This window comes from Novosphingobium sp. FG90, from assembly GCF_057808725.1.
In genome coordinates this window covers 56,914-81,011 of sequence record NZ_JBMDIO010000009.1, presented here as the reverse complement: position 1 = coordinate 81,011, position 24,098 = coordinate 56,914, and the positions used below count along the sequence as shown (strand labels likewise).

Here is a 24,098-nt window from a genome sequence, read left to right as displayed (position 1 = left end):
CCCTGCCCCCCTGCCAAGGTTCGAAGATCACCGGCAGGGCGCGACGAACGGTGCCGCCATGTGGATAAACAGGACGGCACCCCGTCGCGGCCTTGCCGCCAGGCAAGGCTGCGAACACAACCGCGCGATGCTCGCCGCCCTCACCCGCATTCAGGCCATGGCCGTGATCGCCCTCATCGTGGCGCTGGCGCTGGGCACGCTGACGATCGGCGCGGCCCAGACCGGCGAGGCGATCAGCGGCGACGGGCGCTATTCCGACGTGCAGCTCTATCACGACATCGGCAATGCAGTCGGGGCAGCGGGTAATGGGGGCGAGGACTATTATCACGCCGCCACGCGCCTGCAGCGGGCGCATGGCTTTCCGACCAGCCCGTTCGTGACCGTGCGTCTCCCGACGCTGGCCTGGATCGAGGCAGCGCTGGGCTGGCGCGCGACGCACGCCGTCCTTTGCGTCCTGCTCGCCGCTGCTGCCGTCGCATGGTTCGCCATGCTGCGTCCACTCGTCGGTACGGGCGAGCGCGTGGCCGCGATGCTGCTGGTGCTGGCAGGCGGGGCGATGGCCGCCAGCCCCGGCCTGGCGATATCGCACGAGTTATGGGCCGGGGTGCTCATCACCCTGGCCATGGCGCTGCGGGTCAACGGGCTGCCCACCGCCGCCTTTCTCACCGCCGCGCTGGCGCTGGCGATCCGCGAACTGGCACTGCCCTTCGTACTCCTCGCGGCATTCGAGGCCTGGCGGGGAGGCAGACGCAAGCAGCTTGCAGCATGGGCCGCGCTGCTCCTCGCCTATGCGGTCGTGCTGCTCCTGCATCGTCATGCGGTCATGCCGCTGTCGCTCCCCGGCGACGCGCCGTCGCAAGGCTGGGGCGGCCTGCGTGGCCCCGGAGCGGTACTGCAGGACATCGCCGACGTGACCGTGCTGCACCTCCTGCCCGCGCCCTTCAGCTACCTCGCGGTTTTGCTGTGCCTGATCGGCTTTCTCGGCGCGCCCATGCCGCTGGCGCGCCTCGCGCTGCCGTGGCTGGCCACGATCGCGCTGCTGCTGGCGGTCTTCGCAAGGCCGGTGAACTTCTACTGGGCGATCCTGAGCGTGCCGATGGTCATGGCCGGACTGGCCTTTCTCCCCCGCACGACCCGCGATCTGGCGAGCGCCCTGCGCCGCTGAACGCGGCAAGGCCCCGGCCTCCGGCGGCTCCCCTTGGCAATCCGCCCTCGCCCCTGTAGTAGCGGCCGCAACTCTATCCAGACCCGATATTCCATCCAGAGGAACCGCATGGCCGCCCAATACGCCTATGTCATGAAGAGCATGACCAAGACCTTCCCCGGCGCCCAGAAGCCGGTGCTCAGCGATATCTCGCTGCAGTTCTACCAGGGCGCCAAGATCGGCATCGTCGGCCCGAACGGCGCCGGTAAGTCCACCCTCATCAAGATCATGGCCGGTATCGACACCGACTTCACCGGCGAAGCCTGGCCCGGTGAGAACATCACCGTCGGCTATCTCGAGCAGGAGCCGGAACTCGATCCGACCAAGACCGTCCTCGAAAACGTCAAGGACGGCGCGCGCGAGACCGCAGACCTCGTCGATCGTTTCAACGAGATCTCCAACATCATGGGCGATCCGCCGGAGGACGTCGATTTCGACGCGCTCATGGAGGAAATGGGCGATCTGCAGGGCAAGATCGACGCGGTCGACGGCTGGACGCTCGACAACCAGCTCGAAATCGCCATGGAAGCGCTGCGCTGCCCGCCGAGCGACTGGCCCGTGGGCAGCCTGTCGGGCGGTGAAAAGCGCCGCGTCGCGCTGACCCGCCTGCTGATCCAGAAGCCCTCGATCCTGCTGCTCGACGAACCGACCAACCACCTCGATGCCGAATCCGTCGAATGGCTGGAAAACCACCTCAAGGAATACGCGGGCGCGGTCCTGATGATCACCCACGATCGCTACTTCCTCGACAACGTGGTGAACTGGATCCTCGAACTCGATCGCGGGAAGTACTTCCCCTATGAGGGCAACTACTCGACCTACCTCGAGAAGAAGGCCAAGCGCATGGAGCAGGAGGACCGCGAGGAATCCGGCCGCGCCAAGGCGCTCAAGGAAGAACTCGAGTGGATCCGCCAGACCCCGGCCGCGCGCCAGACCAAGTCCAAGGCCCGTATCCGCAAGTTCGAGCAGCTTCAGGAAGCCCAGTCGGGCCGCCGTCCCGGCAAGGCCCAGATCGTCATCCAGGTGCCCGAGCGCCTCGGCGGCAAGGTCATCGAGGTCAACAACATCTCGAAGGCTTACGGCGACAAGCTGCTGTTCGAGAACCTCTCGTTCATCCTGCCGCCGGGCGGCATCGTCGGCGTCATTGGCCCGAACGGCGCGGGCAAGTCCACGCTGTTCAAGCTGATCACCGGCAAGGAAACGCCTGACGAGGGCACCATCGAGATGGGCTCGACCGTCCACCTCGGCTTCGTCGACCAGAGCCGCGACCACCTCGACCCCAAGAAGAACGTCTGGGAGGAAATCTCCGACGGGCTCGACTACATGAAGGTCAACGGTCACGACACCTCGACCCGCGCCTACGTGGGTGCGTTCAACTTCAAGGGCGCCGACCAGCAGAAGAACGTCGGCAAGCTGTCGGGCGGTGAGCGCAACCGCGTCCACATGGCCAAGATGCTCAAGGAGGGTGGCAACGTCCTCCTGCTCGACGAACCGACCAACGACCTCGACGTGGAAACGCTGGGCGCGCTGGAAGAGGCGATCGAGAACTTCGCGGGCTGCGCCGTGGTCATCAGCCACGACCGCTTCTTCCTCGACCGTCTCGCCACGCACATCCTCGCGTTCGAGGGCAACAGCCACGTCGAATGGTTCGAAGGCAACTTCGCCGCCTACGAAGAGGACAAGCGCCGCCGTCTGGGCGATGCCGCCGACCGTCCGACCGCGCTGGCGTACAAGAAGCTGACGCGCTGATCCTCATAGGATCGCGATGAGACAGGAGCCGTCGTCCGAGTGATCGGACGGCGGCCCTTTTCGTTTGTCGCTGCAACATTACGAAACTTAACGGTGAGCAACCCCGCCATTCACCATTGCGACAGCGCTGATCCGGTACACCCTGTTCAACGATGAGCCGCGCTTCGCCGTCCGGCACTTCGGTTTGGAGACCGGAACAATGGCAACGAAAAACAGAAAAGCAGGTGTACTGATCGCCGTCGCCACCATGGCGATCGCAATCACGGGCATGTCGAGCCCCAGCTTCGCCCAGGACCAGGGGCGCGATCGCGGCAACAACGGCCGCGCCGAACGCTCGCAGCCGCGCCCTCAGCCCCAGCAACAGCGCCTGAACGGCCGCAGCGAGATCGGGCCGCAGCTTCGCCAGATGCGCGAGCAGCAGCGCCAGCCCCAGGCCCGGCCCGCTCCTCAGCAAAATCGCGGTGACGACCGGGCCAACTGGCAAGGCTCGCGCCCCTCGGCCGGACAGCAGCAGGGCCGCCCATCGTGGCAGGGCAACCAGCGGCCGGATAACGATCGCGGTGCCGGCCAGGCGATCCGCCGCGACGACAATCGCGGCCGCGACAACGCATGGCGAGCCGGTAACGGGCGCCCGGATGACGGACGTCGCCCGGACAACGACCGCAACCCCTCATGGCGCGGCGACAACGACCGTCGCGGCGACAATGACCGCTGGCGCGACAACGATCGCCGCGGTGACAACGACCGCTGGCGCAACAATGACCGGCGAGGCGACAACAACGGCTGGCGCGACAACGGCCGGGGTGATCGCTACCAGTCCTGGAACCGCAACGACTGGCGCCGCGACAACCGCTACGACTGGCAGCGCTATCGCGACCGCAATCGCAACACCTACCGCATCGGCCGCTATTACGCGCCTTACAACGGCTATTCGTACCGTCGTCTGAGCATCGGCTTTTCGCTGGGTTCGATGTTCTACGGCAACCGCTACTGGATCAATGACCCCTGGGCCTATCGCCTGCCCCCGGTCTACGGCCCTTACCGCTGGGTGCGTTACTATGACGATGTCCTGCTGGTCGATGTGTACAGCGGCGAAGTGGTGGACGTGATCTACGACTTCTTCTGGTAAAACGCCAAGCCACAAGACACGAAAGGCTCCCGGAGGTAAAACTCCGGGAGTTTTCTTATGTCCGCGAGAAACACTTCCGGACTGTACTGTACACACCAGGATAATTCGCGGGGGCAATTGAACTCTCGACGAATGCAGATACTCTGCCCGCCATGACCGCAACCGCCACTCCCGATCGAAATGCCCCCGATCGAAAGGCCCTGGCCCGCATCGGCGCGGCTGTGCGGGAACGGCTGGCGGCGGAACCTTCCGTGCGCCGTTTTCCCGACAACCGAGCGGAAATCTACGCCATAGACGGCTTCCTGACGGATCCGGCATGTGCCCGCCTAATGACGCTGATCGATGCTGTCGCCTGCCCGTCAAGCCTAGTCGACGGCGCACTCTGGCCGGACTATCGCACCAGCTACTCCGGCGACATCGACGAAGCCGACGAATGCGTTCGCACGCTTGAGGCGCGCCTCTCGGCGATAACCGGCATAGCGCCTACGTGCGGAGAGGCCGCGCAGGGCCAGCGCTATCTTTGCGGGCAGTACTTCAACGAACACTGCGACTGGTTCGACACCGCCGCCGGCTATTGGCGAACCGAGCGACGCTGCGGAGGACAGCGAAGCTGGACCGCCATGGTCTACCTCAACAGCGTCGACGAAGGCGGTATGACCGATTTCACCCGCATGGCGCTCAGCATCCCGCCCTGTGCCGGAACGCTGCTGCTCTGGAACAACGCCCTGCCCGACGGCACCCCCAATCCCTGGACCATGCATGCGGCGCGCCCCGTAGTGCGCGGGGTCAAATACGTCGTCACCAAATGGTTCCGCACAAGGACCTGGCAATGAATTCTTGACATTTATCGCCAAATAGGTTATATGCCACAACATCCGGAGCGACGCAGATCACGTCGCCTCGGTGTATCGGGTCGGCGTCGTGGGCCGGGATGCGGTTTCAAGCCGTGATCACGCAAACCACGCGCCCAACGAAGACCCGGACCGTCCTCTCGGCTCTGGAAACGTCCTTCGAACCGCTTTGTCCTCATGGACAGACAACGCGAAGGCTATCCCGGATGACCCATGACCGCCAACGACGCGAACCCTAACGTCGGTCATACGGGACGGCTCCGATGGAATGCAGGTCGAGCCGGGCTGCCCGCAGCTACCCGGCCGTTCGCCAGAGTGAGCGGAAAACAAACCCCCGCGTCCCAGCGTGGACGCTCCCGACGCCGACCCGATGTTCTCTCGGATGCGTTGACTTCCCCGGCGTAATGGCCCGCACTCGCCAGCGGGTATTGGCGTATGTGCATATGCCAGTCATCGAGCTGGGGCTTCGACAAGCTCAGGGTGAGCGGCTTTGAGAGCAGGCCTTTAGATCCCGCTCAGGCTGAGCTTGTCGAAGCCCCAGCTGCGCGCCGAAAGATAGGCGCTTCACGGCCGGCGGCCGCAGCTTCGCCGGGCGGATTTCCCGACCTCCCCTGCACCGCCCGAGCAAGCTCGGGGAGAACTCAGGTGTCGTCGCCGGCTTCGGCGCTGGCACGGGCCTCGAGGAACTCGAACAGATGGTCCATCCGCTTGTGCAGTCGGATGATCTCCAGCTGCGTGCGCAAGTTGACCTCGTAGTCATGCCGCGCCGCGATGCGGTCCTTGTCGGACTGCCGGTTCTGGCTCATCATGATCACCGGCGCCTGGATCGCCGCCAGCATCGAGAGCATCAGGTTCAGGAAGATGTAGGGATAAGCATCGAAGGGATGCAGCCCAAACACTTCCAGGATGCGGCTGTTGACCAGCATCCACCCGAACAACACCACGCCGAAAGCGATGATGAAGCCCCAGGAGCCACCGATGGCCGCGACACGGTCGGCCAGCCGGTCCCCGAAACTGGCATGCAGCGCGGCTTCCTCCTGGGCGTCCGGCCCCATGACGGTTCCCGAGGCGATACGCGCGAGAACGCGCCGCTCCTCTGCATCGACGTCGCTCAGCTTGCGACCGAGCAGTTCCTCGCAGAGTTCTTCAGGCGTCAGGTCGGTCCGGCGCATCGCCTCTCCGTTCAAATCAGGCTGCAAGCGCCTCGGCGATCAGCTTGCGCGTCTCGGGAACGCCGTAAAGGGCAATGAAGCTCCCCATGCGCGGCCCCTGCGGCGAACCGAGCAGAGTTTCATAAAGCGCCTTGAACCAGTCGCGCAGGTTCTCGAAGCCATAGGCTTCGTTCTTGCCGATCTCGTAGACGATGTTCTGCAGGTCTTCGGCGCTGGCTTCACCCAAAGCGGCAAGCTGCCCGTCGAGGTCCTTCAACGCCGCGGCCTCGCTGGCCGTCGGCGCCCGACGCTGGAGCGTGGGCGCGATGAAGTCGCGATTGGTGGCAAGCGCGGCGCGGACCATCTCCGCAAGGTCGGGATGCGCCTCGGGGCTGGCATCGACCACGTAGTTGCCGAGGTAGGACCACACCTGCTCCGCCGTGGCATCCGCGCCGAGCACGCCGACGAGGTTTAGCAGCAGCGCGAAGGTCACCGGCACGGTATCGCCCGCGCCTTCGGTGCCGCCATTGGCGCGCAGCAGGTGCCACACCGGATTGCCCAGCTGCTTGTCGAGCGCCTGTCCGGCCAGATTGCCACGGAACTGCCAGTACTCGTCCACCGCCTTGGGAATTACGCCGACGTGGAGCTGCTTGGCGCTCTTGGGCTCACGGAACAGGTAGAAGCCAAGCGACTCCTCGGTGCCGTAAGTCAGCCACTGGTCGATGGTCAGGCCGTTGCCCTTGGACTTGGAGATCTTCTCGCCGTTCTCGTCGAGGAACAGTTCGTAGATCAGCCCCTCGGGCTTGCGACCGCCCAGCACCTGCACGATCTTGCCCGACTGGATAACCGAGTCGGTCAGATCCTTGCCGCACATCTCGTAATCGACGCCCAGCGCAAACCAGCGCATCGCCCAGTCGACCTTCCACTGCAGCTTGGCATTGCCGCCGAACGCCGACTGCTCGACTTGCGTGCCGTCCTCGTCGGTGAAGCGGATCATGCCGGTCTTGGCGTCGACGACCTCGACCGGCACCTGCAGCACAACGCCCGTGGTGGGCGAGACGGGCAACACCGGCGAATACGTCCGGCGGCGCTCCTCGCGCAGCGTCGGCAGCATGACGTCGAGGATCGCCTGGTTGCATTCGAGCACCCGCGCCAGCGCGGCGTCGAACGCGCCCGAATTGTAGCGGTCGCTGGCCGAGACGAACTCGTAATCGAACCCGAAGCGGTCGAGGAATTCGCGCAGCATCGCATTGTTGTGATGCGCGAAGCTCTCATGCGTGCCGAACGGATCGGGGATGCGGCTCAGCGGCTTGCCGAGGTTGGCGGCGAGCACGTCGGCGTTCGGAATGTTGTCCGGAACCTTGCGCAGCCCGTCCATGTCGTCCGAAAACGCGACGAGGCGCGTAGGCGCTCCGCCGGTCAGCGCTTCATAGGCGCGGCGGACCAGCGTAGTGCGCAGGACTTCCTGGAAGGTGCCGATGTGCGGCAGGCCCGAGGGACCATAGCCCGTCTCGAACAGCACCGGCGCGCCGTCGGGTTTGCCCTGCGGGAACCGCTTGAGCAACTTCTGGGCCTCCTGGAAGGGCCAGGCCTTGGACACACGTGCGGCTTCGATCAGGGCATTTTCGGTCATGGCCCGCGCTCTAAGGCGAAATGCGCGATTTTCGCAAGGGTGGAGTCGGGATCGCAAGCTACTTCACCCCACACCCCCGTCACCCTGAACTTGTTTCAGGGTCCATCAGGCCGATGGCCCTGTGCGTCGATCAGTAAGCCGAGAAGGCAACTCGGCCAGCAACCTCCCTGCACCAACCGCCCGATGGATCCTGAAACAAGTTCAGGATGACGGTGGGTAGGAGGAGCCCAAAGCGCCCCCCGTTCAGTCCCGCCACGCCCAGTCGTAGACCAGCGCGTCCTCGCGGAAAGCGAAGCGGTCGATGTGACGGGCGACCACGTCGGTCAGGCCCTGCACCGCGTCGCGGTCCTCACCGGTGATGGTGATGGCGATACCCTCGGCATCGGCGTCCATCACGGTGACGGCATTGGGGAACCTCACCGTGCCCCTGCAATGCTCATCGCCGCCCTCGACCTCGGTTTCCAGCTTGTGACTCCAGTGCTTGCAGAGCTGGCGGACGTACTTGCCGCCGTTAGGCGTCTTTACGGTTGCGGCGATGGTGCTCACTTCTCGATCCTTTCGATCTTGCGGGTAGCCTCGTCGATGACATCCGCGATCTGCAGGATGAAGTCACGGTCGGCGCCTTCGGTCGAGAGCCGGTCGAACACCGCAGTCTTGAGCGCGTGGAAGGCCCGGCGCACCGGTGCGGGATCAACCCGGTCGCGCTGCGCGGCCAGAGCCCGGAGGCGGCCCTTGAGTTCGGCGAACTTCTCCGCGTCCGCCTCAGCCTTGGCGCGGCCTTCGTCGGTGGCTTCGAAGGCCTTGCGGGCGCCGTCCCCGGCGACGGGGGCGATCAGGCCGGTTTCTTCCATGTAGATCAGCGCGGGGTAGACCACCCCCGGGCTCGGCGCATAGTCGCCGCCGGAAAGCGCCTCGATCTCGCGGATCAGCTCGTAGCCGTGGCGCGGTGCCTCGACTATCAGGGCGAGCAGCAAGGTCTGCAGTTCGGCCTGGTCGAATAGCCGCTTGCGACGACCGCCGCGACCTTCGCCGCGCGGACCGTCAGGGCCGCCGCGCCCGCCCATGCCGCCCCCGAAGCCGCCCGGGATACCCTTCCCGAAGCCGCCGCCGAGCGGACCACGCGCCAGCCCGTGCAGGCCGCGCCTGCCGCCGTGGCGACCAAGCATGGCGCGCAAGTCTTCAGCGCCTTCCGACATCGCTGCCATCATGTCCTCGCGCCCGAAGCGGCGCTCTCCACCGTGACGGCCGCGTCCGCGACCATGGTTGCAATCTGAGTTTCTCATCATTCATTCCATATGCTTCATGATGGCTTTAAGATATATCTTGAGTGAAATCCAACAAGAGGGAAATTTGTATCGAGCCGTAATTTTTTCCGTGGAGCGCGAGAGCCCGGCGTTTCCAATTCCTCCCCCCGTGCCTAATGAGAGGCCATGGCCGCCCTGCCCCTCCCTGCCCTCCACGCCAGTCATGGCGGCTGCTGGCTGCGCGAGAAGGATCTGACGGGCCTCGGCACCCGCCCTCTTTCCAAGGGCGAGGCGGTGATGGCCGCCGCCGACACCCCGCTGCTGATCCTCAACGCGCCCCTGCTGGCGACACGGCTGGGCTATCCGGACCTGTCGGGGCTGGACCTTCTGGAACTCTACGCCTTCGTCCATCCGGCGCGCTTTGTGGTACCGACCCCCAAGGGCCTTGCCCATGCTCTCGGCCTCGCCGAGCCGGAGGGCGATTCCGATGTACCGCGCCTGCTGCAGGAAGCGGCCGGCGCCCTGCTCGACATGTGCGAGAACGGCGCCTGGTCCGAACGCGAGGGCGCATGGACCTCGCTGCAGTCGCTGGTGAGGATGCGCTGGCCCTGGGCCACGCTGCTGACGGGCCGCATCCGCAAGCCCGAACGCGCCGAACGCTGGCTGTTCACCCGCCTGCCCGAATGGGAGGAAACCCCCGAAGTCCCCCAGCCCCGGCAGGTCGTGCTGGAGGACGAGGAAGTCCTGCAGCGGCTCGCCAGCCTCACCGGCAGCACCGCCGAGCAGCGCCCCGGCCAGCGCGCCTATGCGGTGGAAACCGCCCACGCCTTCGCCCCGCGCGAGCGTTCGGGCCGTCCGCACGTGCTGCTGGCGCAGGCAGGCACCGGGATCGGCAAGACGCTGGGCTACCTCGCCCCCACCTCGCTGTGGACAGAGAAGGCGGGCGGCACCGTCTGGGTCTCCACCTACACCAAGGCGCTGCAACGCCAGCTCCGGGCCGAAAGCCGCCGCGCCTGGCCCGAGCGACGCGCCGACGGCACCCGTCCGGTCGTAGTGCGCAAGGGGCGCGAGAACTACTTGTGCCTCCTGAACCTCGAAGATGCGCTGCAGGGCGGCTTCAACGGCCGCGCCGCGATCCTTGCGCAGCTGGTGGCGCGCTGGGCGGCCTATTCGCAGGACGGCGACATGATTGGCGGCGACCTGCCCGGCTGGCTCGGCACCCTGTTCCGCCAGCGCGGCATCGCGGCGCTGACCGACCGGCGCGGCGAATGCGTCTATGCCGGGTGCCCGCATTACCGGAAGTGCTTCATCGAGCGCGCCACCCGCGCCAGCGTCGGCGCCGACCTCGTGATCGGCAATCATGCGCTCGTCATGGTCAACGCCGCGCGAGGACGCGATCAGGCGTCCCGTCCGACCCGCGTGGTGTTCGACGAAGGCCACCACGTCTTCGACGCCGCCGACTCCACTTTCGCCGCCGCACTCACCGGGGCCGAGGCGATCGAACTGCGCCGCTGGGTGATCGGCCCGGAGAAAGCCTCCAAGGGCCGCCGCCGTGGCCTCTCCGCCCGCCTTGCCGACGTCGCCAGCTATGATGAGGCTGGCGCCAAGGCGATCGCCGCCGCGCGCGAAGCCGCCGAGGCGCTCCCCGGCGACGGCTGGATGGGACGCATCGCCGAGAACGCCGCCTCCGGGCCGCTGGAGGAACTGCTCGCGGCCGTGCGCGCCACCGTCTACGCCCGCGACGAAAGCGGCGGACAGGAAGCCGGTTACGGCCTCGAAACCGAAGCTGCCAGCCTCGAAGGCTCGTTCGTAGAAGTGGCGCAGGCCGCCCGCATGGCGCTGGCGGAACTGCGGCAACCACTGATCCGCCTCGGCATGCGCCTCGAAGCGCTGCTGGAGGAGCCGCCCGACTGGCTCGATGGACCGGGCCGCGCCCGCATCGAAGGAGCACGCCATTCCCTGACATGGCGGGTCGATACGCTGGGCGCGTGGGAATCGCTGCTCGACCGCATGGGCGGCCCGGCCGATCCCGAATACGTCGACTGGCTCGCCGTCGATCGATCGGAGGCGCGCGAGTTCGACATCGGCATCCATCGCCGCTGGCTCGATCCGATGAAGCCCTTCGCGCAAGTCGTGCTCGAACCGGCGCACGGCGTCGTCATGACTTCGGCCACGCTGCGCGACGGCGAGGACTGGGCCAAGGCCATCGCCCGCTCCGGCGCGCCGAACATCGAGGTGATGCCGCGCCTCTCGATCCACCAGAGCCCGTTCGACTACGCGACACAGGCCGAAGTGCTGATCGTCACCGACGTGCCCAAGGGCGACATCCCCGCCCTCTCCGCCGCGTTCGGTCGCCTTATCGAGACGTCGCGCGGCGGCGTGCTGGGCCTGTTCACCGCGATCCGGCGGCTGCGCGCGGTCTATGGCCGCATCGCCGACCGGCTCGCGCGCGGAGGACTGCCGCTTTATGCGCAGCACGTCGATCCGATCGACACCGGCACACTGGTCGATATCTTCCGCGACGATCCCGCCGCCTCGCTGCTCGGCACCGATGCCCTACGTGACGGAGTGGACGTTCAGGGCGACTCCCTGCGCCTCGTCGTCATGGAACAGGTGCCCTGGCCCCGCCCGACGATCCTGCACCGCGCGCGGCGCCTCGCGAACGGCGGCAGCGCGTATGACGATACGCTGATCCGGGCCAAGCTGGCGCAGGCGTTCGGCCGCCTCATCCGCAGCCGCGAAGACCGGGGGCACTTCGTCGTGCTCTCGCCCGCGTTCCCCTCGCGCCTGCTCTCCGCCTTCCCGGCAGGCACACCGATCCGGCGCGTTACGCTGGAGGAGGCTTTACAGCGCGTGGCCGGTCATGCTCAAGGAGCCGCAGCGGACCGGGCGGAAGACTCGCAGTCGCTATCCTGATCCGCTGAAAGAGTTTGCCCCATGAAAATCCTCGGCATCTTCCGCCACGCCAAATCGGACTGGACCGACGCGCGCCTTCGCGACTTCGACCGGCCGCTCAACAAGCGCGGCCGGGTGGGTGCGGGGGTGATGGGCAAGCACATCCTCGAACACGGCGTCGGCTGGAGATACATCCTCGCCTCGCCCGCCGTGCGCGTGACGCAAACGATCGAGCTCGCCGGGGAAGCGGCGGGCGAGACGCCGCCCGTCACCTGGGACCGGCGCATCTACCTCGCCAGTTCGGCGGCGCTGATCGATGTGCTGAAGGATCAGGATTCGGACCCGCGCTCGATCCTGCTGGTCGGGCATAATCCGGGGCTTGAGGATCTGATCTTCGATCTCGTGCCCGATGACGGCTCCAGTCCGTTGCGCGATGTGGTCGAGGACAAGTTCCCCACTGCCGCCTATGCCGTGGTGGAACTGGACATCGAGCACTGGTCGCAGCTTCGCGAGGGCTGCGGGCGGCTGACGCATCTGGTGCGGCCGCGCGATCTCGATCCTTCGCTCGGGCCGAGCCTGACCGAGTAAGCGCGCACCAAGGCGTACAAGCACCCGTCATCCCAGCGAAGGCTGGGACCGCTGGCCAATCGTTAGGCGTGAGCCAGCGTCAGGGCACCTCGACGAGAGGTTTCGCCTCAAGCACTGCCAGCGGTCCCAGCCTTCGCTGGGATGACGGGTGTTTTGCTGCGAACGGGAAGAGCATCGCCCTCCCCGCGCCGGATCAGCCCTGCACCGTCTCGGTGATCCCCGCGAGGTGCAGCTTTTCCGCCAGATAGCGCTCGGCATCGAGCGCGGCCATGCAGCCTGCGCCCGCCGCCGTGATCGCCTGACGGTAGACGTGATCCGAAACGTCGCCCGCTGCATAGACGCCAGGTATCTCGGTGCGCGGCGTACCGGCCTCGACGATCAGGTAGCCGGTGTCGTCCATCGCCAGCTTGCCCTTGAACAGCTCGGTCGCGGGCGCGTGGCCGATCGCGACGAAGGCGCCGTCGGCCAGCAGCTCGCTCTGCTCGCCGGTCACCGTGTCGGTCAGCGCTAGAGCGCGCAAGGCGCCGTTCTCACCGGCGAGGAAGCGGTCGACCTTCTTGTTCCAGACCGTCGTGATCTTGGGGTGCGCGAAGAGGCGGTCCTGCAGGATCTTCTCCGAACGCAGCGAATCGCGGCGGTGGACCAGCACCACCTCGGTCGCATGGTTGGTGAGGTAGAGCGCTTCCTCGACCGCGGTGTTGCCGCCGCCGATCACGACCACCTTCTTGCCGCGATAGAAGAACCCGTCGCACGTAGCGCAGGCCGAGACGCCCTTGCCCGAAAGCTCCTGCTCGCCGGGGACGCCCAGCCACTTGGCCTGTGCGCCGGTGGCGATGACGAGGGTGTCGCCCTCGTAAATGTCGCCGCCGTCGCCGGTCGCGACGAAGGTATCGCCGGAAAGGTCGACGCTGGTAATCGTGTCCCACATCATGCGGGTGCCGACGTGGACCGCCTGCGCTTCCATTTCCTGCATCAGCCAGGGGCCCTGGATGACCTCGCGAAAGCCGGGATAGTTCTCGACATCGGTGGTGATGGTCAGCTGGCCGCCAGGCTGCAGGCCCTGCACCACGATCGGCTCCATACCCGCACGCGCGCCATAGATGGCGGCGGAAAGTCCGGCCGGGCCGGAACCGATAATCAGCATGCGGGTCTTGTGCGTGGTCGCCATGTCTTGAACTCTCGCGTGAAATCCTTGGCGGCGGAGATAGGGGCTCGCGCCCGGATCGCCAAGCTGTACGGCGCGCAAGCTTTACTTTCATCCCCGCAATTTCGGCAGCGGATTGACCTCGGCGCGCGCCGTCCCCATCCAACGAGGATGAAGAACCAGCTTGGCCCCACCTCGAACCGTTTCGTCTCACAGCGCCTGCGCCTGCACTATGTCGACTGGGGCAACCCGGATGCCCCGCCGTTGATCCTGCAGCACGGCGGGCGCGACCATTGCCGCAGCTGGGACTGGGTGGCCGAGGAACTGCGCCGCGACTGGCACGTCATCTGCCCGGACCTGCGCGGTCACGGCGACAGCGAATGGAGCCCGGAAGGGCACTACGGCATGGACGCCTTCGTCTACGACTTCGCGCAGTTGATCCACACGCTCGGCCACGATCAGGTGACCATCGTGGCGCATTCGCTGGGCGGCAACATCGCCACGCGCTTTACCGGGCTGTTCCCCGAGAAAGTGTCGAAGTTCGTCAACATCGAAGGCCTCGGCCCGCCGCCCGCGATGCGGCGCGAGCAGGAGAGCGAAGGCGCCGGACCACGCTTACGCAAATGGGTGGAGGACAAGCGCAAGGCCTCGGGCCGCACGGTGCGCAAGTACGCCTCCCTGCGCGACGCCTACCAGCGCATGAAGGAGGAGAACGGCTTCCTGACGGACGAGCAGGCGCGCCACCTCACCATCCACGGCGCCACCCGCAACGAGGACGGCACCTGGAGCTGGAAGTTCGACAACTACCTGAACGTCTGGACGGCCTCGGACCTGCCGACCGACCACATCATCGAGCTGTGGGAAGCGATTACCTGCCCCATGCTGATGCTGTGGGGCAGGAACAGCTTCGCCAGCAGTCCGGCAGGCGACGGACGGATGGAGTATTTCCCGTCGGCAAAGCTGGTGGAGTACGAGAATGCCGGACACTGGCTGCACCACGACCAGTTCGACCGGTTCATGGCCGACGTGAAGGCATTCCTGGGCTGACCGGGACCGCCGGGCTCAATCCTCGCCCAGCACCTCCCGAAGCCTGTCGCGTTTGGCAGGCGTGAGGGTCAGTACCTCTTCCAGATAGGCGTCGAGGCTGCCGCAGCGCTCCTCGATCGCCGCCCAGGCCGCTTGCAGGTACTCCGCCTCGACGCCCATCAGGACGCGCAGGACGGCATCGTCGAGATGACCGGTGATGGCCCTGATCGTTTCCGCTCCGGAAGCGATCCGCGCCTCGACATCGCCGGCGCTGTTGGTCAGCAGGTAGTCTGCCATGATGTCGTCGCGATGCACGCCCAGCGCGGCATGGAGCATGGCGACTGCGATCCCCGTGCGATCCTTGCCCGCCATGCAGTTTACGAGACTGGGGCCTTCGGCGCGTGCCAGTTCGTCAAGCCAGCTGCGGATCATGGCCTGCAATTCCGGTCGGAAGCAGATGCCCTCGTAATTGCGCTTCAGACTTTCATGTGTCGACTCAACCGTCCGCTGCCGGGTCGTCTGGGCAGCTGCCAGATGCGGGGCATGGCGCAATTCGGGGTCGGCCGCGACGACGATCCTGGCCGCAAAGCCGGGCGGTCGGCGACAAGGGTGCACCGTGCGTTCCTTCGAGGTGCGTAAATCGAACACACTTGCCAGCTTCAGGGTTGCGATACGCTCCAGATCCGCGTCGCTGGCGCCATGATGCTGGCCGGAGCGCCAGATCGTCCGGCGCCTGATCCGTCCACCCGAAGGCAGGGAATAGCCCCCTGCATCGCGGAAATTGTGCACGCCCTTTAGGGTCATGACACGGTCGTTCGAATGGCCCACGTCATCTCGCATACTGCCGGCTACCGGCCGACCCCTACCTCCCAGAGATGATTCGGAACAGGGCCGCAAGCGTCCGGAGAGGACGATGATCGCGGAAGGGATGAGAGGAAGGCCGCAAGCCAGATCGGTTCAGGCGAGCAGGAAATATCCCAGGGCCGCCCAGCAGGCCATGCAGAGCAGGATCGCGATCGTCAGCCCGCGCCCGTCATGCTCTTCGCCCCGATCCATCCGCTGCGCGGCGTAGACCATTCCTGCAGACAGTCGTGCGGGAAAATCCCGTCCACCATCGGACATAGGTTCGAAACGGATAATATTGTCGTCAGCGACCTTCATAACGCATCCTCAATTGCCGAGGCGGTTCTCCGGCGTGGTTGATGCGCCGTGTTCGCCCAGATCAATTCCGAAAGGGTGCGCCTCTTGACGTCACTCCCATTTGTTTCCTGGGATAAGCACTACCAGAATCCGTCGCTTTGTTCCAGAATATCCCGAACACATCACATCATTTTAATCCCCGATGCGGCGGCGATATTATACTCATTCAGAAGGTAATTTTCGTGCCATATGGCGAAATATCCGCACCAGTAAGGTAGAGGGTATTATTGCGGTGCAAAACATGCCCAAGCCCCGGAAAAGCGACTTAAGTGCAATCGTTGCCCGGCAGCGCAGGGCAGGTTTTGCGGCATGGCAACACCAATGCACGGCGGCGCCACAGGGCAGACGGGGTAGCCGGACAGCTCAGGACCAAAAAGCAGAACGAGGCGCAATTTCCGCTGAACCGTGGTTCGGCAAGGCTCAGGTGATTCGCGCGACGCAGATAGCTTCGATTCGTTCAGCTTCGCGCCATCTTGCTGCCGGCGTACCTTGGTTCTACGTACCAGAGCATGACCGTCCCACCGCGCCTGAAGATCAAGATCCAGATCCACTCCGGCGCGGAGATCGCGATGGGCCCGGGCAAGGCCGACCTTCTCGACGCCATCCGGGAGCACGGATCCATCTCCGCTGCCGCTCGTGCGATGGCGATGAGTTACCGCAGGGCATGGTTGCTTGTAGACGTCATGAATCGGTGCTGGGATGCTCCGCTGGTCCAGACGGCGCCCGGCCGCGCAGCTACCAGCGGCGCGCGCCTGACCGAACTTGGAGATGCGGTATTAACCCATTACCGGGCTCTTCAGGACGGCATTGCCCAGGCAGCGCACGGTCCCGACTATGACGCGCTTGCATCCTGGCTGATGCCCGAACCGCGAGCGTCGCAAAAGGTTTGATGGTCCGCAACGCCTGAACGGCCGGAAGGTTTGGACAGGCTGCGGCTTGCATTCGACTACCCCCGATATACTGTCGGATACAGTATGTTCTCCCGGAGATTTCTGATGCGCAAGTTCGTGGCGCTGCTGCTGGCGGCATTGGCCGTCCTGTCCGGAGCCGCCGCTCCCCTGAGCGCCGCCTCGGGTGGCCAGCCACCTCTGGTCCTGGCTGCAGCGAGCCTGCAGGAATCGATGAATGCCGCCGCCGATGCCTGGGCACGAAAGGGCCATCCGCGCCCGCGCATTTCCTTCGCGGCATCTTCGGCGCTCGCACGGCAGATCGCCTCGGGCGCCCCGGCCGATCTGTTCGTGTCCGCTGACGAGCCGTGGATGGATGACGTCCAGGGCAAGGGGCTGGTGCGCAAGGGCACCCGCGTGTCGTTCCTGCGCAACGAACTCGTCCTGATCGCCCCGCGTGCGAGCAACGTCCGCCTGAAGGTCGGGCGCGGCATGCATCTGGCGCGGACGCTCGGCAACGGAAGACTGGCAATCGCCGATCCAGCCGCAGTTCCGGCAGGTATCTACGGCAAGCAGGCGCTCACCCGACTAGGTGTCTGGGCTTCAGTGCAGGACCGGCTCGCCCCGGGCGACAGCGTGCGCGGTGCGCTCGCTCTGGTGAGCAGGGGCGCCGCGCCGCTCGGTATCGTCTATGCGACTGATGCCCGCGCCGACCAGGGCGTGCGCGTGGTAGGCATTTTTCCGCCATCGAGCCACGATCCGATCAGTTACCCTGTCGCCACGCTCTCCTCATCTCGCAATCCCGAGGGCGAAGCTTTCCGGCGCTTTCTGGTTTCCGCTGAAGGCAAGGCGGTTTTCCGCCGCTTCGGCTTCGGGACCAAGTAAGCCTCCACGTGAGTCCTCTTTCACCGGCCGAATGGGAGGTTCTGATCCTCTCTCTCAAGGTTGGCGCCGTCGCCATGGCAGCGGCGCTGCCGGTCGCTTTCGCGCTCGCCTGGGTGCTGGCGCGCTTGCGCTTTCCGGGCAAGGTACTGGTCGATGCGTTGGTTCATCTGCCGCTGGTACTGCCCCCGGTGGTGACCGGCTGGCTGCTGCTGCTCGCCTTTAGTCCGAACGCACCGCTCGGCGGTTTCCTTGAACGTGCCTTCGGACTGACGTTCCTGTTCCGCTGGACCGGCGCGGCGCTTGCCGCTGCCGTCATGGCGCTGCCGCTGATGGTCCGCGCGATGCGACTCTCGCTGGAAGGCGTCGATCGCCGACTGGAGAATGCCGCGCGCACCCTGGGTGCGGGACCATGGCGCACGTTCGTGACGGTGACGCTGCCCCTCAGCCTGAACGGCGTACTGGCAGCGCTGGTGCTCGGCTTCGCGCGATCGGTGGGTGAATTCGGAGCCACCATCACTTTCGCCTCGAACATTCCGGGCGAGACGCAGACACTCCCCCTTGCCATCTACAGCGCATTGCAGGTGCCGGGCTCGGACCTGCAGGTGGCGCGCCTGGCCGGCCTGTCCGTACTGCTGTCGGTTGCTGCACTCGTGCTGTCCGAATGGCTTGCCCGCCGCAGCGGTCAGGAGAAAGGCCGCCATGTCATTTGACATTGCCTTCACCCTGTCACGCGGCGGTCGGCCTCTGCGGTATGCCTTTGCTGCCGGAACAGGACTGACCGCCCTCTTCGGCCCCTCTGGCGCGGGCAAGACGAGCCTGCTCGATGCTGTCGCAGGCCTGTTGCGACCCACCGAGGGCCGTATCGTCGTGGCTGGAGCCCCCCTCTTCGACAGCGCCGCCCGCATCGATCTCAAGCCCGAGCAGCGCCGCTGCGGCTATGTCTTCCAGGACTTGCGCCTGTTCCCGCACCGCTCGGTCCGCCGTAATCTGGAGTTCGGCCGCAGGCAAGGAGCCACCCTCGACTGGGCTCATACGCTCGACCTCCTTGGAATTGCCGGGCTGCTGGAGCGTATGCCTGCGACCCTGTCCGGCGGCGAAGCCCAGCGGGTCGCGATCGGCCGTGCGTTGCTGTCCGCACCCGAATTCCTGCTGATGGACGAACCGCTGGCCTCTGTTGACGGAGCGCGGCGCGAAGAAATCCTGCGACTTATCGAACGCATTCGAGACGAACTGCGCCTGCCGATCCTCTACGTCAGCCACGACCGCGCCGAAGTCGAGCGCCTCGCACAGACGATCGTTGAGGTTTCTCTGCGGGCCGATTGACGAGAACCGACAGTGCGGCAAGGCTGGTAACGGGACTTGTCAGTTCTCGCGCGCGAGGCGTGCGCGTATGCGCGTCGCGCGGAAAAATGGAGGGAATCAATGCGCATTCTGGTGGTGGGACCGACGGGCCGGACAGGCCGGCATGTTATCGACACCCTGCGCGGCCGCGATCCCGATGCCGACATCAGGGGCTTGTGCCGCTATCCGCAGGAGCCGGCACGCGCCATCGAGACCGTGCCCGGTCACCTCGACATCGGCAGCGCCAAGGCACGCGCCATCGAAACCGTGCCCGGCCATCTCGACACCGGCGGCGCCAGGGTACGTGCCATAGAAGCCGTGCCTGGCCATCTCGATACCGGCGGCGCCAAGGCCCGTGCCATCGAAACCGTGCCTGGCCATCTGGATACCGGCAGCGCCAAGAAACGCGCGATGGAAGTGGTCGTCGACCCTCTCGAAGGCAGCTTCGCGGTTTCGCGCGCGATCGAGACGGTGCCAGGTCACCTGGACACCGGCACACGTGAAGCGCATTCCATCATCTGCCTGACCGGCGATCTTGAAAACCCGGCAGACCGCGCCCGAGCGGTGGAGGGCGTCGACCTCGTCATCCATTACGCGCCCGCCTTCCACCCGCGAGAAGCGGCAATGGGCACCGGCATGATCGATGCCGCGGTCGCCGCAGGCGTCTCGCGCTTCATCTACGTCTCGGCTCTGCATGCACAGGTCACCAGCGTGCCCGGCCATGCCGCAAAGCTGGCGGTCGAAGCCTATCTCGCAGAATCCCGGCTCGAGTGGACCGTGCTGCGCCCGCAAACCTATATGCAGAATATCGACATTGCCGCCGTACTGGCAGCAGGTGCGCTGGACCTGCCCTTCCCGCTGGCGACACGGCAAGGCTATCTCGACATGGCCGATCTGGCCGAAGTCGTGGCCAAGGTCGCCAGCGAGGACGGGCATGCCCTCGCCACCTATGATCTGGCGAGCGACGAGACCCTCAGCACAGCGGAGATTGCGGCACTCGTCACCACGGTAAGTGGCCATCCGGTAATCGCCGGGGAACTGCCCGTGGCGGAGCTCGTCGCAGGGCTCGAGACGGCAGGACCTGCCTTCGCCTACGTCGCCGACGCGGTGAGCAGCCTCAATGCCTGGCAGGCTCGCAGCGGCGGTCGGGGCAACCCGGCCGCGCTGCGCTGGCTGCTGGGCCGCGAGCCCACCAGCTTCGAGGACTACGTGCGCCGCAGCCTCGGCGCTTGAAGGCTCAGGCCGCGCCGATCAGTTCGCGGCCGATGAGCATGCGTCGGATTTCATTCGTGCCTGCGCCGATGTCGAGCAACTTGGCATCGCGCAGGTAACGTTCGACCGGCCAGTCCTTCGTGTAGCCGGCGCCGCCAAGCGCCTGCACAGCCTCGCCCGAGACGCGGAAGGCATTCTCGCTCGCCAGCAGGATCGCACCAGCCGCGTCGAAGCGCGTGGTCTGCCCGGCATCACAGGCGCGCGCCACGGCATAGACATAGGCGCGGGCGGACTGCAACGCGACGTACATGTCCGCGACCTTGGCCTGCATGAGCTGGAACGCGCCGATCGGCTTGCCGAACTGCTTGCGCTCGCGAAGGTAGGGAATGACGGTGTCGAGGCACGCCTGCATGATGCCCAGTTGCAGGCCCGCCAGCACGACGCGCTCGTAATCGAGGCCGCTCATCAGTACGCCGACGCCGCCGTGCAGCGGCCCCATCACGTTCTCCTCGGGCACGAAGCAGTCGTCGAACACGAGTTCGCACGTGGGCGAGCCGCGCATCCCCATCTTGTCGATCTTCTGGCCGATGGAGAAGCCAGCCATGCCCTTCTCGATCAGGAAGGCGGTGATGCCTTTCGATCCCTCGCCGGTCTTGGCGTAGACGACCAAGGTATCGGCATAAGTGCCGTTGGTGATCCAGAACTTGGTGCCGTTGAGGCGGAAGCCGCCTGCGACCGCATCGGCGCGAAGCTTCATGCCCACAACATCGGAACCGGCGCCCACCTCGGACATCGCGAGACTGCCGACATGCTCGCCCGAGATCAGCTTCGGCAGGTACTTCGCCTTCTGTTCCTCGGTGCCCCAGCGGCGGATCTGGTTGACGCACAAGTTCGAATGCGCGCCGTAGGACAGCCCGACCGAGGCCGATGCGCGGCTGACCTCCTCCACCGCGATGACGTGTTCGAGGTAGCCGAGGCCGATGCCGCCCCACTCTTCCTCGACCGTCAGGCCGTGGAGCCCCAGTGTGCCCATTTCCGGCCAGAGATCGCGCGGGAACCAGTCCTCGGCATCCACTTTCGCAGCGATGGGGGCAATGCGCTCGTCGGCGAAGCGGGAGACGCTTTCGCGGATCATCTGCGCGCTTTCGCCAAGGGCGAAGTCGAAATCGGGGGTGGCGCGCATGGGTTCCTCTCCTCTGGCTGCCTGATCTTTGCAACGCTCCTAGAGCAATATCGATGCAGCGCGAAGATGGAATATTACGAGCGGTCGCGCAATTATGTCTCCGCACCGATCCGTAGCGAGGCGAGCGCCGCGACCAGCAGAGTGCCCGCCGCAAAGGCCATCGTCCAGACCGGCTGGCCAGGGAAGAAGGCCTTCATGATCGAGCCCATCACCGTCGCGACCAGCAGCTGCGGCAGCACCACGAAGACGTTGAACAGGCCCATGTAGATGCCGAGCTTGGACTGCGGCAGGCTGCTCGCGAGGATGGCGTAAGGCATCGCGAGGATCGAGGCCCAGGCAATACCAATACCGATCTCGCAGACGATGAGCGCCTTCGGGTCACGCAGCATCAGAAACCCGGCAAAGCCCAGCGCCCCAGCCACGAGGCACAGCGCATGCGTCCGCGCCTTGCCCAGCCGCGCCGAAAGCATCGGCAGCAACGCCAGCGCGGCGATGGCCGCGACGCCATTGTAGACAGAAAACAGCACGCCGACCCAGTTGCCCGCTTCCTGATAGGCCGCGCTGGCGGGGTCGGCTGATCCGAAGTAGTACTGCGCCACTACCGGCGTGGTGTTGATCCACATGATGAACAGCGCCGACCAGCTGAAGAACTGCACGAAGGCGAGCTTCTTCATGAGCGGCGGCATTCCCGCGAAGTCACCGACGATCCCCGCCAGCATCGAGGCGCTGCGACCCGAGCGGGCGAGGCCGATGGCGGCGATGATGGCGATGCCATAGCCCGCAAGGAGCGCGGCAAGAAGATAGACTTCCTTCTCCAGAGCCCATGCCTTGACGACTGCGGCGACGACAGCGCCTGCCACGATCCACGGCAACCCGCCCCAGATCGGGCGTCCGGCGAGTGCTGCGGCACTGGCGCTTTCGGCTTCCTGCGCGTCCCCGAACGCCGCCTGCTCCTCGGGCGAATATTCGCGCGTCGTCAGCACCGTCCAGAGCACGGCGGCCAGCAGCGCCAGTCCTCCGGCCCAGAAGCTGTAGCGCACCGTATCGGGAATTTCCCCGAGCGCCGCCGCATTGGAGACGCCGAAGTGCTCCAGCGCATAAGGAAACAGCGAACCAACCACCGCGCCCGCGCCGATGAAGGCGGTCTGCACCGCATAACCCGCCGTATGCTGGTCCTTGCGCAGCATATCGCCGACGAAAGCGCGGAAGGGTTCCATCGAGACGTTAAGGCTGGCGTCGAGCATCCACAGCAGCAACGCCGCCATCAGCAGGCCGGACGAGGACCCGGCGCTCTCCGGCATCGCCAGCAGCGCGATCGTCGCCAGCACGGCACCGGCGAGGAAGTACGGACGGCGGCGCCCAAGGCGCCCGAGCCACGTCCGGTCGGACATGTGGCCGACGATGGGCTGGACCAGCAGGCCCGTCAGCGGCGCGGCGACCCAAAGTGCTGGGAGATCGTCGATCCCCGATCCGAGCGACTGGAAGACGCGGCTCATGTTGGCGTTCTGCAAAGCGAAGCCGATCTGGATGCCGAAGAAGCCGAAGCTGATGTTCCACAGCCCCGCCCAGCCCTGCCGGGGCTTGTCCATGGTAGCAGCCGTCATCGCGTCCCTTCCCTAAACTCGCGGATTGACGCCGCGCAGTCCGTCCGCCTCGCATGATGTGCCGGGTGCGACAACATGCATACGAATGCGCGGCAATCAGCCCTTCGTACTGCGCCGGGCTACCAGCCGCGTCGGCAAGGTCCGTGATTCCGCCTCGTCCGCCTCGATCTGCGCCACCAGCGTTTCCACCAGAACGACGCCCGCGCGCTTGATATCCTGCATTACAGTGGTCAGCGGCGGGTTGGTCATGCTGGCGGCGGGGAGGTCGTCGAAGCCCATCACCGCCACGTCGCCGGGGATCGAAAGCCCCGCTTCCGCCAGCGCGCGCATCGCTCCGATGGCGATGAGATCGCTGGCGGCGAAGACCGCGTCGAAGGCCAGCCCTTCGGCGATCACCTCATGCATGACGGCATGGCCCATATCCTCAAGATTCACCACGTCGCGCTGCAGGTGCGGATCGATATCGACACCCGCCGCCGTCAGCGCATCGCACAGGCCCCGGTAGCGGTCGGCGAACTCGGGATAGTGCTCATCCGCCTGCCCGAGAAAGACGATGCGCCGGCGTCCCAGACCAAGCAGATGCTCCCCCGCCAGACGCCCGGCGCCGAGGTTATCGGAGCCCACCGTGGCGCCGATATTGACCTCGTCCACGCTCCCCCAGCGCACGAAGTGCGTGCCCTGACCGACAAGCTGCCTCAGGCGGCTCTCGTAAATCTTGTAATCCCCGTAGCCGAGCAGGATCAGGCCGTCGGCGCGGTGGCTGTCCTGATAGCGCACGTGCCAGTCGTCCTCCAGCTTCTGAAACGAGATCAGCAGGTCCAGCCCCCGATTGGCACACTCGCGCGTGATCGCGCCGAGCATGGCGAGGAAGAACGGATTGATCTTGGAATCATCGGGTGACTGCTCCTCGAAGAACAACAGCGCGATCGTGTTCGAACGCTGGGACCGCAGCGACGAGGCATTCTTGTCCACCGAGTAGTTCAGTTCGCGTGCGATCGCCTCGATCCGCTCGCGCGTGGCGGCGCTGACCGACTTGCTCCCGCGCAGCGCGCGACTGACCGTGGGCTGCGATACACCCGCGCGATAAGCGATGTCGAAGCTGGTCGGGCGGTTGGTCGGCTTGCGTCCCATGGTCTCCTCCACCCGATGCTGCGCCGCAACAATGCCATGAC

The 24,098-nt window shown here is 65.8% G+C and carries 22 protein-coding genes; 12 read left to right on the top strand and 10 right to left on the bottom strand.

Annotated elements, in window-relative coordinates; all coding sequences use genetic code 11:
• Positions 1-58 precede the first annotated feature (58 nt).
• The 4 genes from ACODRZ_RS10675 to ACODRZ_RS10660 all read left to right on the top strand — a co-directional run bounded on the left by ACODRZ_RS10675 (position 59) and on the right by ACODRZ_RS10660 (position 4,915).
• Positions 59-1,165: a hypothetical protein gene (locus ACODRZ_RS10675; RefSeq protein WP_488970456.1), complete on the top strand. Its 1,107-nt coding sequence runs from the start codon at positions 59-61 to the stop codon at positions 1,163-1,165.
• Between the two features lie 108 nt (positions 1,166-1,273).
• Positions 1,274-2,953, top strand: coding sequence for an energy-dependent translational throttle protein EttA (gene ettA / locus ACODRZ_RS10670; RefSeq protein WP_488970455.1), 1,680 nt, complete (start codon positions 1,274-1,276; stop codon positions 2,951-2,953).
• Positions 2,954-3,152: 199 nt separating this feature from the next.
• A complete protein-coding gene (locus ACODRZ_RS10665; protein ID WP_488970454.1) occupies positions 3,153-4,082 on the top strand; it encodes an RcnB family protein in 930 nt (309 codons plus the stop codon).
• Between the two features lie 152 nt (positions 4,083-4,234).
• Complete coding sequence (locus ACODRZ_RS10660; protein WP_488970453.1) at positions 4,235-4,915, top strand: 2OG-Fe(II) oxygenase; 681 nt, start codon at positions 4,235-4,237, stop codon at positions 4,913-4,915.
• A 659-nt stretch (positions 4,916-5,574) separates the two neighbouring features.
• Here ACODRZ_RS10660 and ACODRZ_RS10655 read toward each other — a convergent pair.
• From ACODRZ_RS10655 to ACODRZ_RS10640, 4 genes are all read right to left on the bottom strand, one after another.
• A complete protein-coding gene (locus ACODRZ_RS10655; protein WP_488970452.1) occupies positions 5,575-6,105 on the bottom strand; it encodes a DUF1003 domain-containing protein in 531 nt (176 codons plus the stop codon).
• Between the two features lie 16 nt (positions 6,106-6,121).
• Positions 6,122-7,717, bottom strand: a complete 1,596-nt coding sequence (locus ACODRZ_RS10650; protein ID WP_488970451.1) for a lysine--tRNA ligase — start codon at positions 7,715-7,717, stop codon at positions 6,122-6,124.
• 243 nt (positions 7,718-7,960) lie between these two features.
• Positions 7,961-8,263: a DUF2218 domain-containing protein gene (locus tag ACODRZ_RS10645; RefSeq protein WP_488970450.1), complete on the bottom strand. Its 303-nt coding sequence runs from the start codon at positions 8,261-8,263 to the stop codon at positions 7,961-7,963.
• A complete protein-coding gene (locus ACODRZ_RS10640) occupies positions 8,260-8,925 on the bottom strand; it encodes a PadR family transcriptional regulator (RefSeq protein WP_488970568.1) in 666 nt (221 codons plus the stop codon). Before ACODRZ_RS10640 ends, ACODRZ_RS10645 begins: the two co-directional genes overlap by 4 nt.
• 222 nt (positions 8,926-9,147) lie before the next feature.
• Between ACODRZ_RS10640 and ACODRZ_RS10635 the strand changes: the two genes are divergently transcribed.
• Together ACODRZ_RS10635 and ACODRZ_RS10630 are read left to right on the top strand one after the other, a co-directional pair.
• Positions 9,148-11,877 (top strand): ATP-dependent DNA helicase, encoded by a 2,730-nt coding sequence (locus ACODRZ_RS10635; protein ID WP_488970449.1) that lies wholly within the window; start codon positions 9,148-9,150, stop codon positions 11,875-11,877.
• A gap of 21 nt (positions 11,878-11,898) precedes the next feature.
• Positions 11,899-12,444, top strand: coding sequence for a SixA phosphatase family protein (locus tag ACODRZ_RS10630; protein ID WP_488970448.1), 546 nt, complete (start codon positions 11,899-11,901; stop codon positions 12,442-12,444).
• A gap of 193 nt (positions 12,445-12,637) precedes the next feature.
• On the opposite strand, the gene trxB is transcribed toward ACODRZ_RS10630, so the two are convergent.
• On the bottom strand, positions 12,638-13,612 hold the full coding sequence (gene trxB / locus ACODRZ_RS10625; RefSeq protein ID WP_488970447.1) for a thioredoxin-disulfide reductase: 975 nt from the start codon (positions 13,610-13,612) through the stop codon (positions 12,638-12,640).
• Positions 13,613-13,759: 147 nt separating this feature from the next.
• Here trxB and ACODRZ_RS10620 point away from each other — a divergent pair, with 147 nt between their 5' ends.
• Complete coding sequence (locus ACODRZ_RS10620; RefSeq protein WP_488970446.1) at positions 13,760-14,635, top strand: alpha/beta fold hydrolase; 876 nt, start codon at positions 13,760-13,762, stop codon at positions 14,633-14,635.
• Between the two features lie 15 nt (positions 14,636-14,650).
• Here the strand turns inward: ACODRZ_RS10620 and ACODRZ_RS10615 are convergent, their stop codons facing one another.
• A complete protein-coding gene (locus ACODRZ_RS10615; RefSeq protein WP_488970445.1) occupies positions 14,651-15,418 on the bottom strand; it encodes a tyrosine-protein phosphatase in 768 nt (255 codons plus the stop codon).
• Positions 15,419-15,571: 153 nt separating this feature from the next.
• Entirely contained in the window at positions 15,572-15,775 is a 204-nt protein-coding gene (locus ACODRZ_RS10610; protein ID WP_488970444.1) for a hypothetical protein, read from the bottom strand.
• A 548-nt stretch (positions 15,776-16,323) separates the two neighbouring features.
• On the opposite strand from ACODRZ_RS10610, the gene ACODRZ_RS10605 reads away from it, so the two are divergent.
• The 5 genes from ACODRZ_RS10605 to ACODRZ_RS10585 all read left to right on the top strand — a co-directional run bounded on the left by ACODRZ_RS10605 (position 16,324) and on the right by ACODRZ_RS10585 (position 20,160).
• Positions 16,324-16,704: a winged helix-turn-helix domain-containing protein gene (locus ACODRZ_RS10605; protein ID WP_488970443.1), complete on the top strand. Its 381-nt coding sequence runs from the start codon at positions 16,324-16,326 to the stop codon at positions 16,702-16,704.
• 105 nt (positions 16,705-16,809) lie between these two features.
• Positions 16,810-17,586 (top strand): molybdate ABC transporter substrate-binding protein, encoded by a 777-nt coding sequence (modA, locus tag ACODRZ_RS10600; protein WP_488970442.1) that lies wholly within the window; start codon positions 16,810-16,812, stop codon positions 17,584-17,586.
• Between the two features lie 8 nt (positions 17,587-17,594).
• Positions 17,595-18,296 carry a molybdate ABC transporter permease subunit gene (gene modB, locus ACODRZ_RS10595; protein WP_488970441.1) on the top strand — a complete coding sequence of 234 codons (702 nt, stop codon included), beginning with the start codon at positions 17,595-17,597 and terminating at the stop codon, positions 18,294-18,296.
• Positions 18,286-18,909, top strand: coding sequence for an ATP-binding cassette domain-containing protein (locus ACODRZ_RS10590; RefSeq protein ID WP_488970440.1), 624 nt, complete (start codon positions 18,286-18,288; stop codon positions 18,907-18,909). The genes modB and ACODRZ_RS10590 overlap by 11 nt, the downstream gene beginning before the upstream one ends.
• Positions 18,910-19,008: 99 nt before the next feature.
• Positions 19,009-20,160, top strand: a complete 1,152-nt coding sequence (locus tag ACODRZ_RS10585) for an NmrA family NAD(P)-binding protein (RefSeq protein ID WP_488970439.1) — start codon at positions 19,009-19,011, stop codon at positions 20,158-20,160.
• A 4-nt stretch (positions 20,161-20,164) separates the two neighbouring features.
• Here the strand turns inward: ACODRZ_RS10585 and ACODRZ_RS10580 are convergent, their stop codons facing one another.
• From ACODRZ_RS10580 to ACODRZ_RS10570, 3 genes are all read right to left on the bottom strand, one after another.
• Positions 20,165-21,322 carry an isovaleryl-CoA dehydrogenase gene (locus ACODRZ_RS10580; RefSeq protein WP_488970438.1) on the bottom strand — a complete coding sequence of 386 codons (1,158 nt, stop codon included), beginning with the start codon at positions 21,320-21,322 and terminating at the stop codon, positions 20,165-20,167.
• 92 nt (positions 21,323-21,414) lie between these two features.
• Positions 21,415-22,911, bottom strand: coding sequence for an MFS transporter (locus tag ACODRZ_RS10575; RefSeq protein ID WP_488970567.1), 1,497 nt, complete (start codon positions 22,909-22,911; stop codon positions 21,415-21,417).
• Positions 22,912-23,022: 111 nt separating this feature from the next.
• The gene (locus ACODRZ_RS10570) at positions 23,023-24,057 is read right to left on the bottom strand and encodes a LacI family DNA-binding transcriptional regulator (protein ID WP_488970437.1); all 1,035 of its coding nucleotides are present in this window, start codon (positions 24,055-24,057) and stop codon (positions 23,023-23,025) included.
• Positions 24,058-24,098 lie beyond the last annotated feature (41 nt).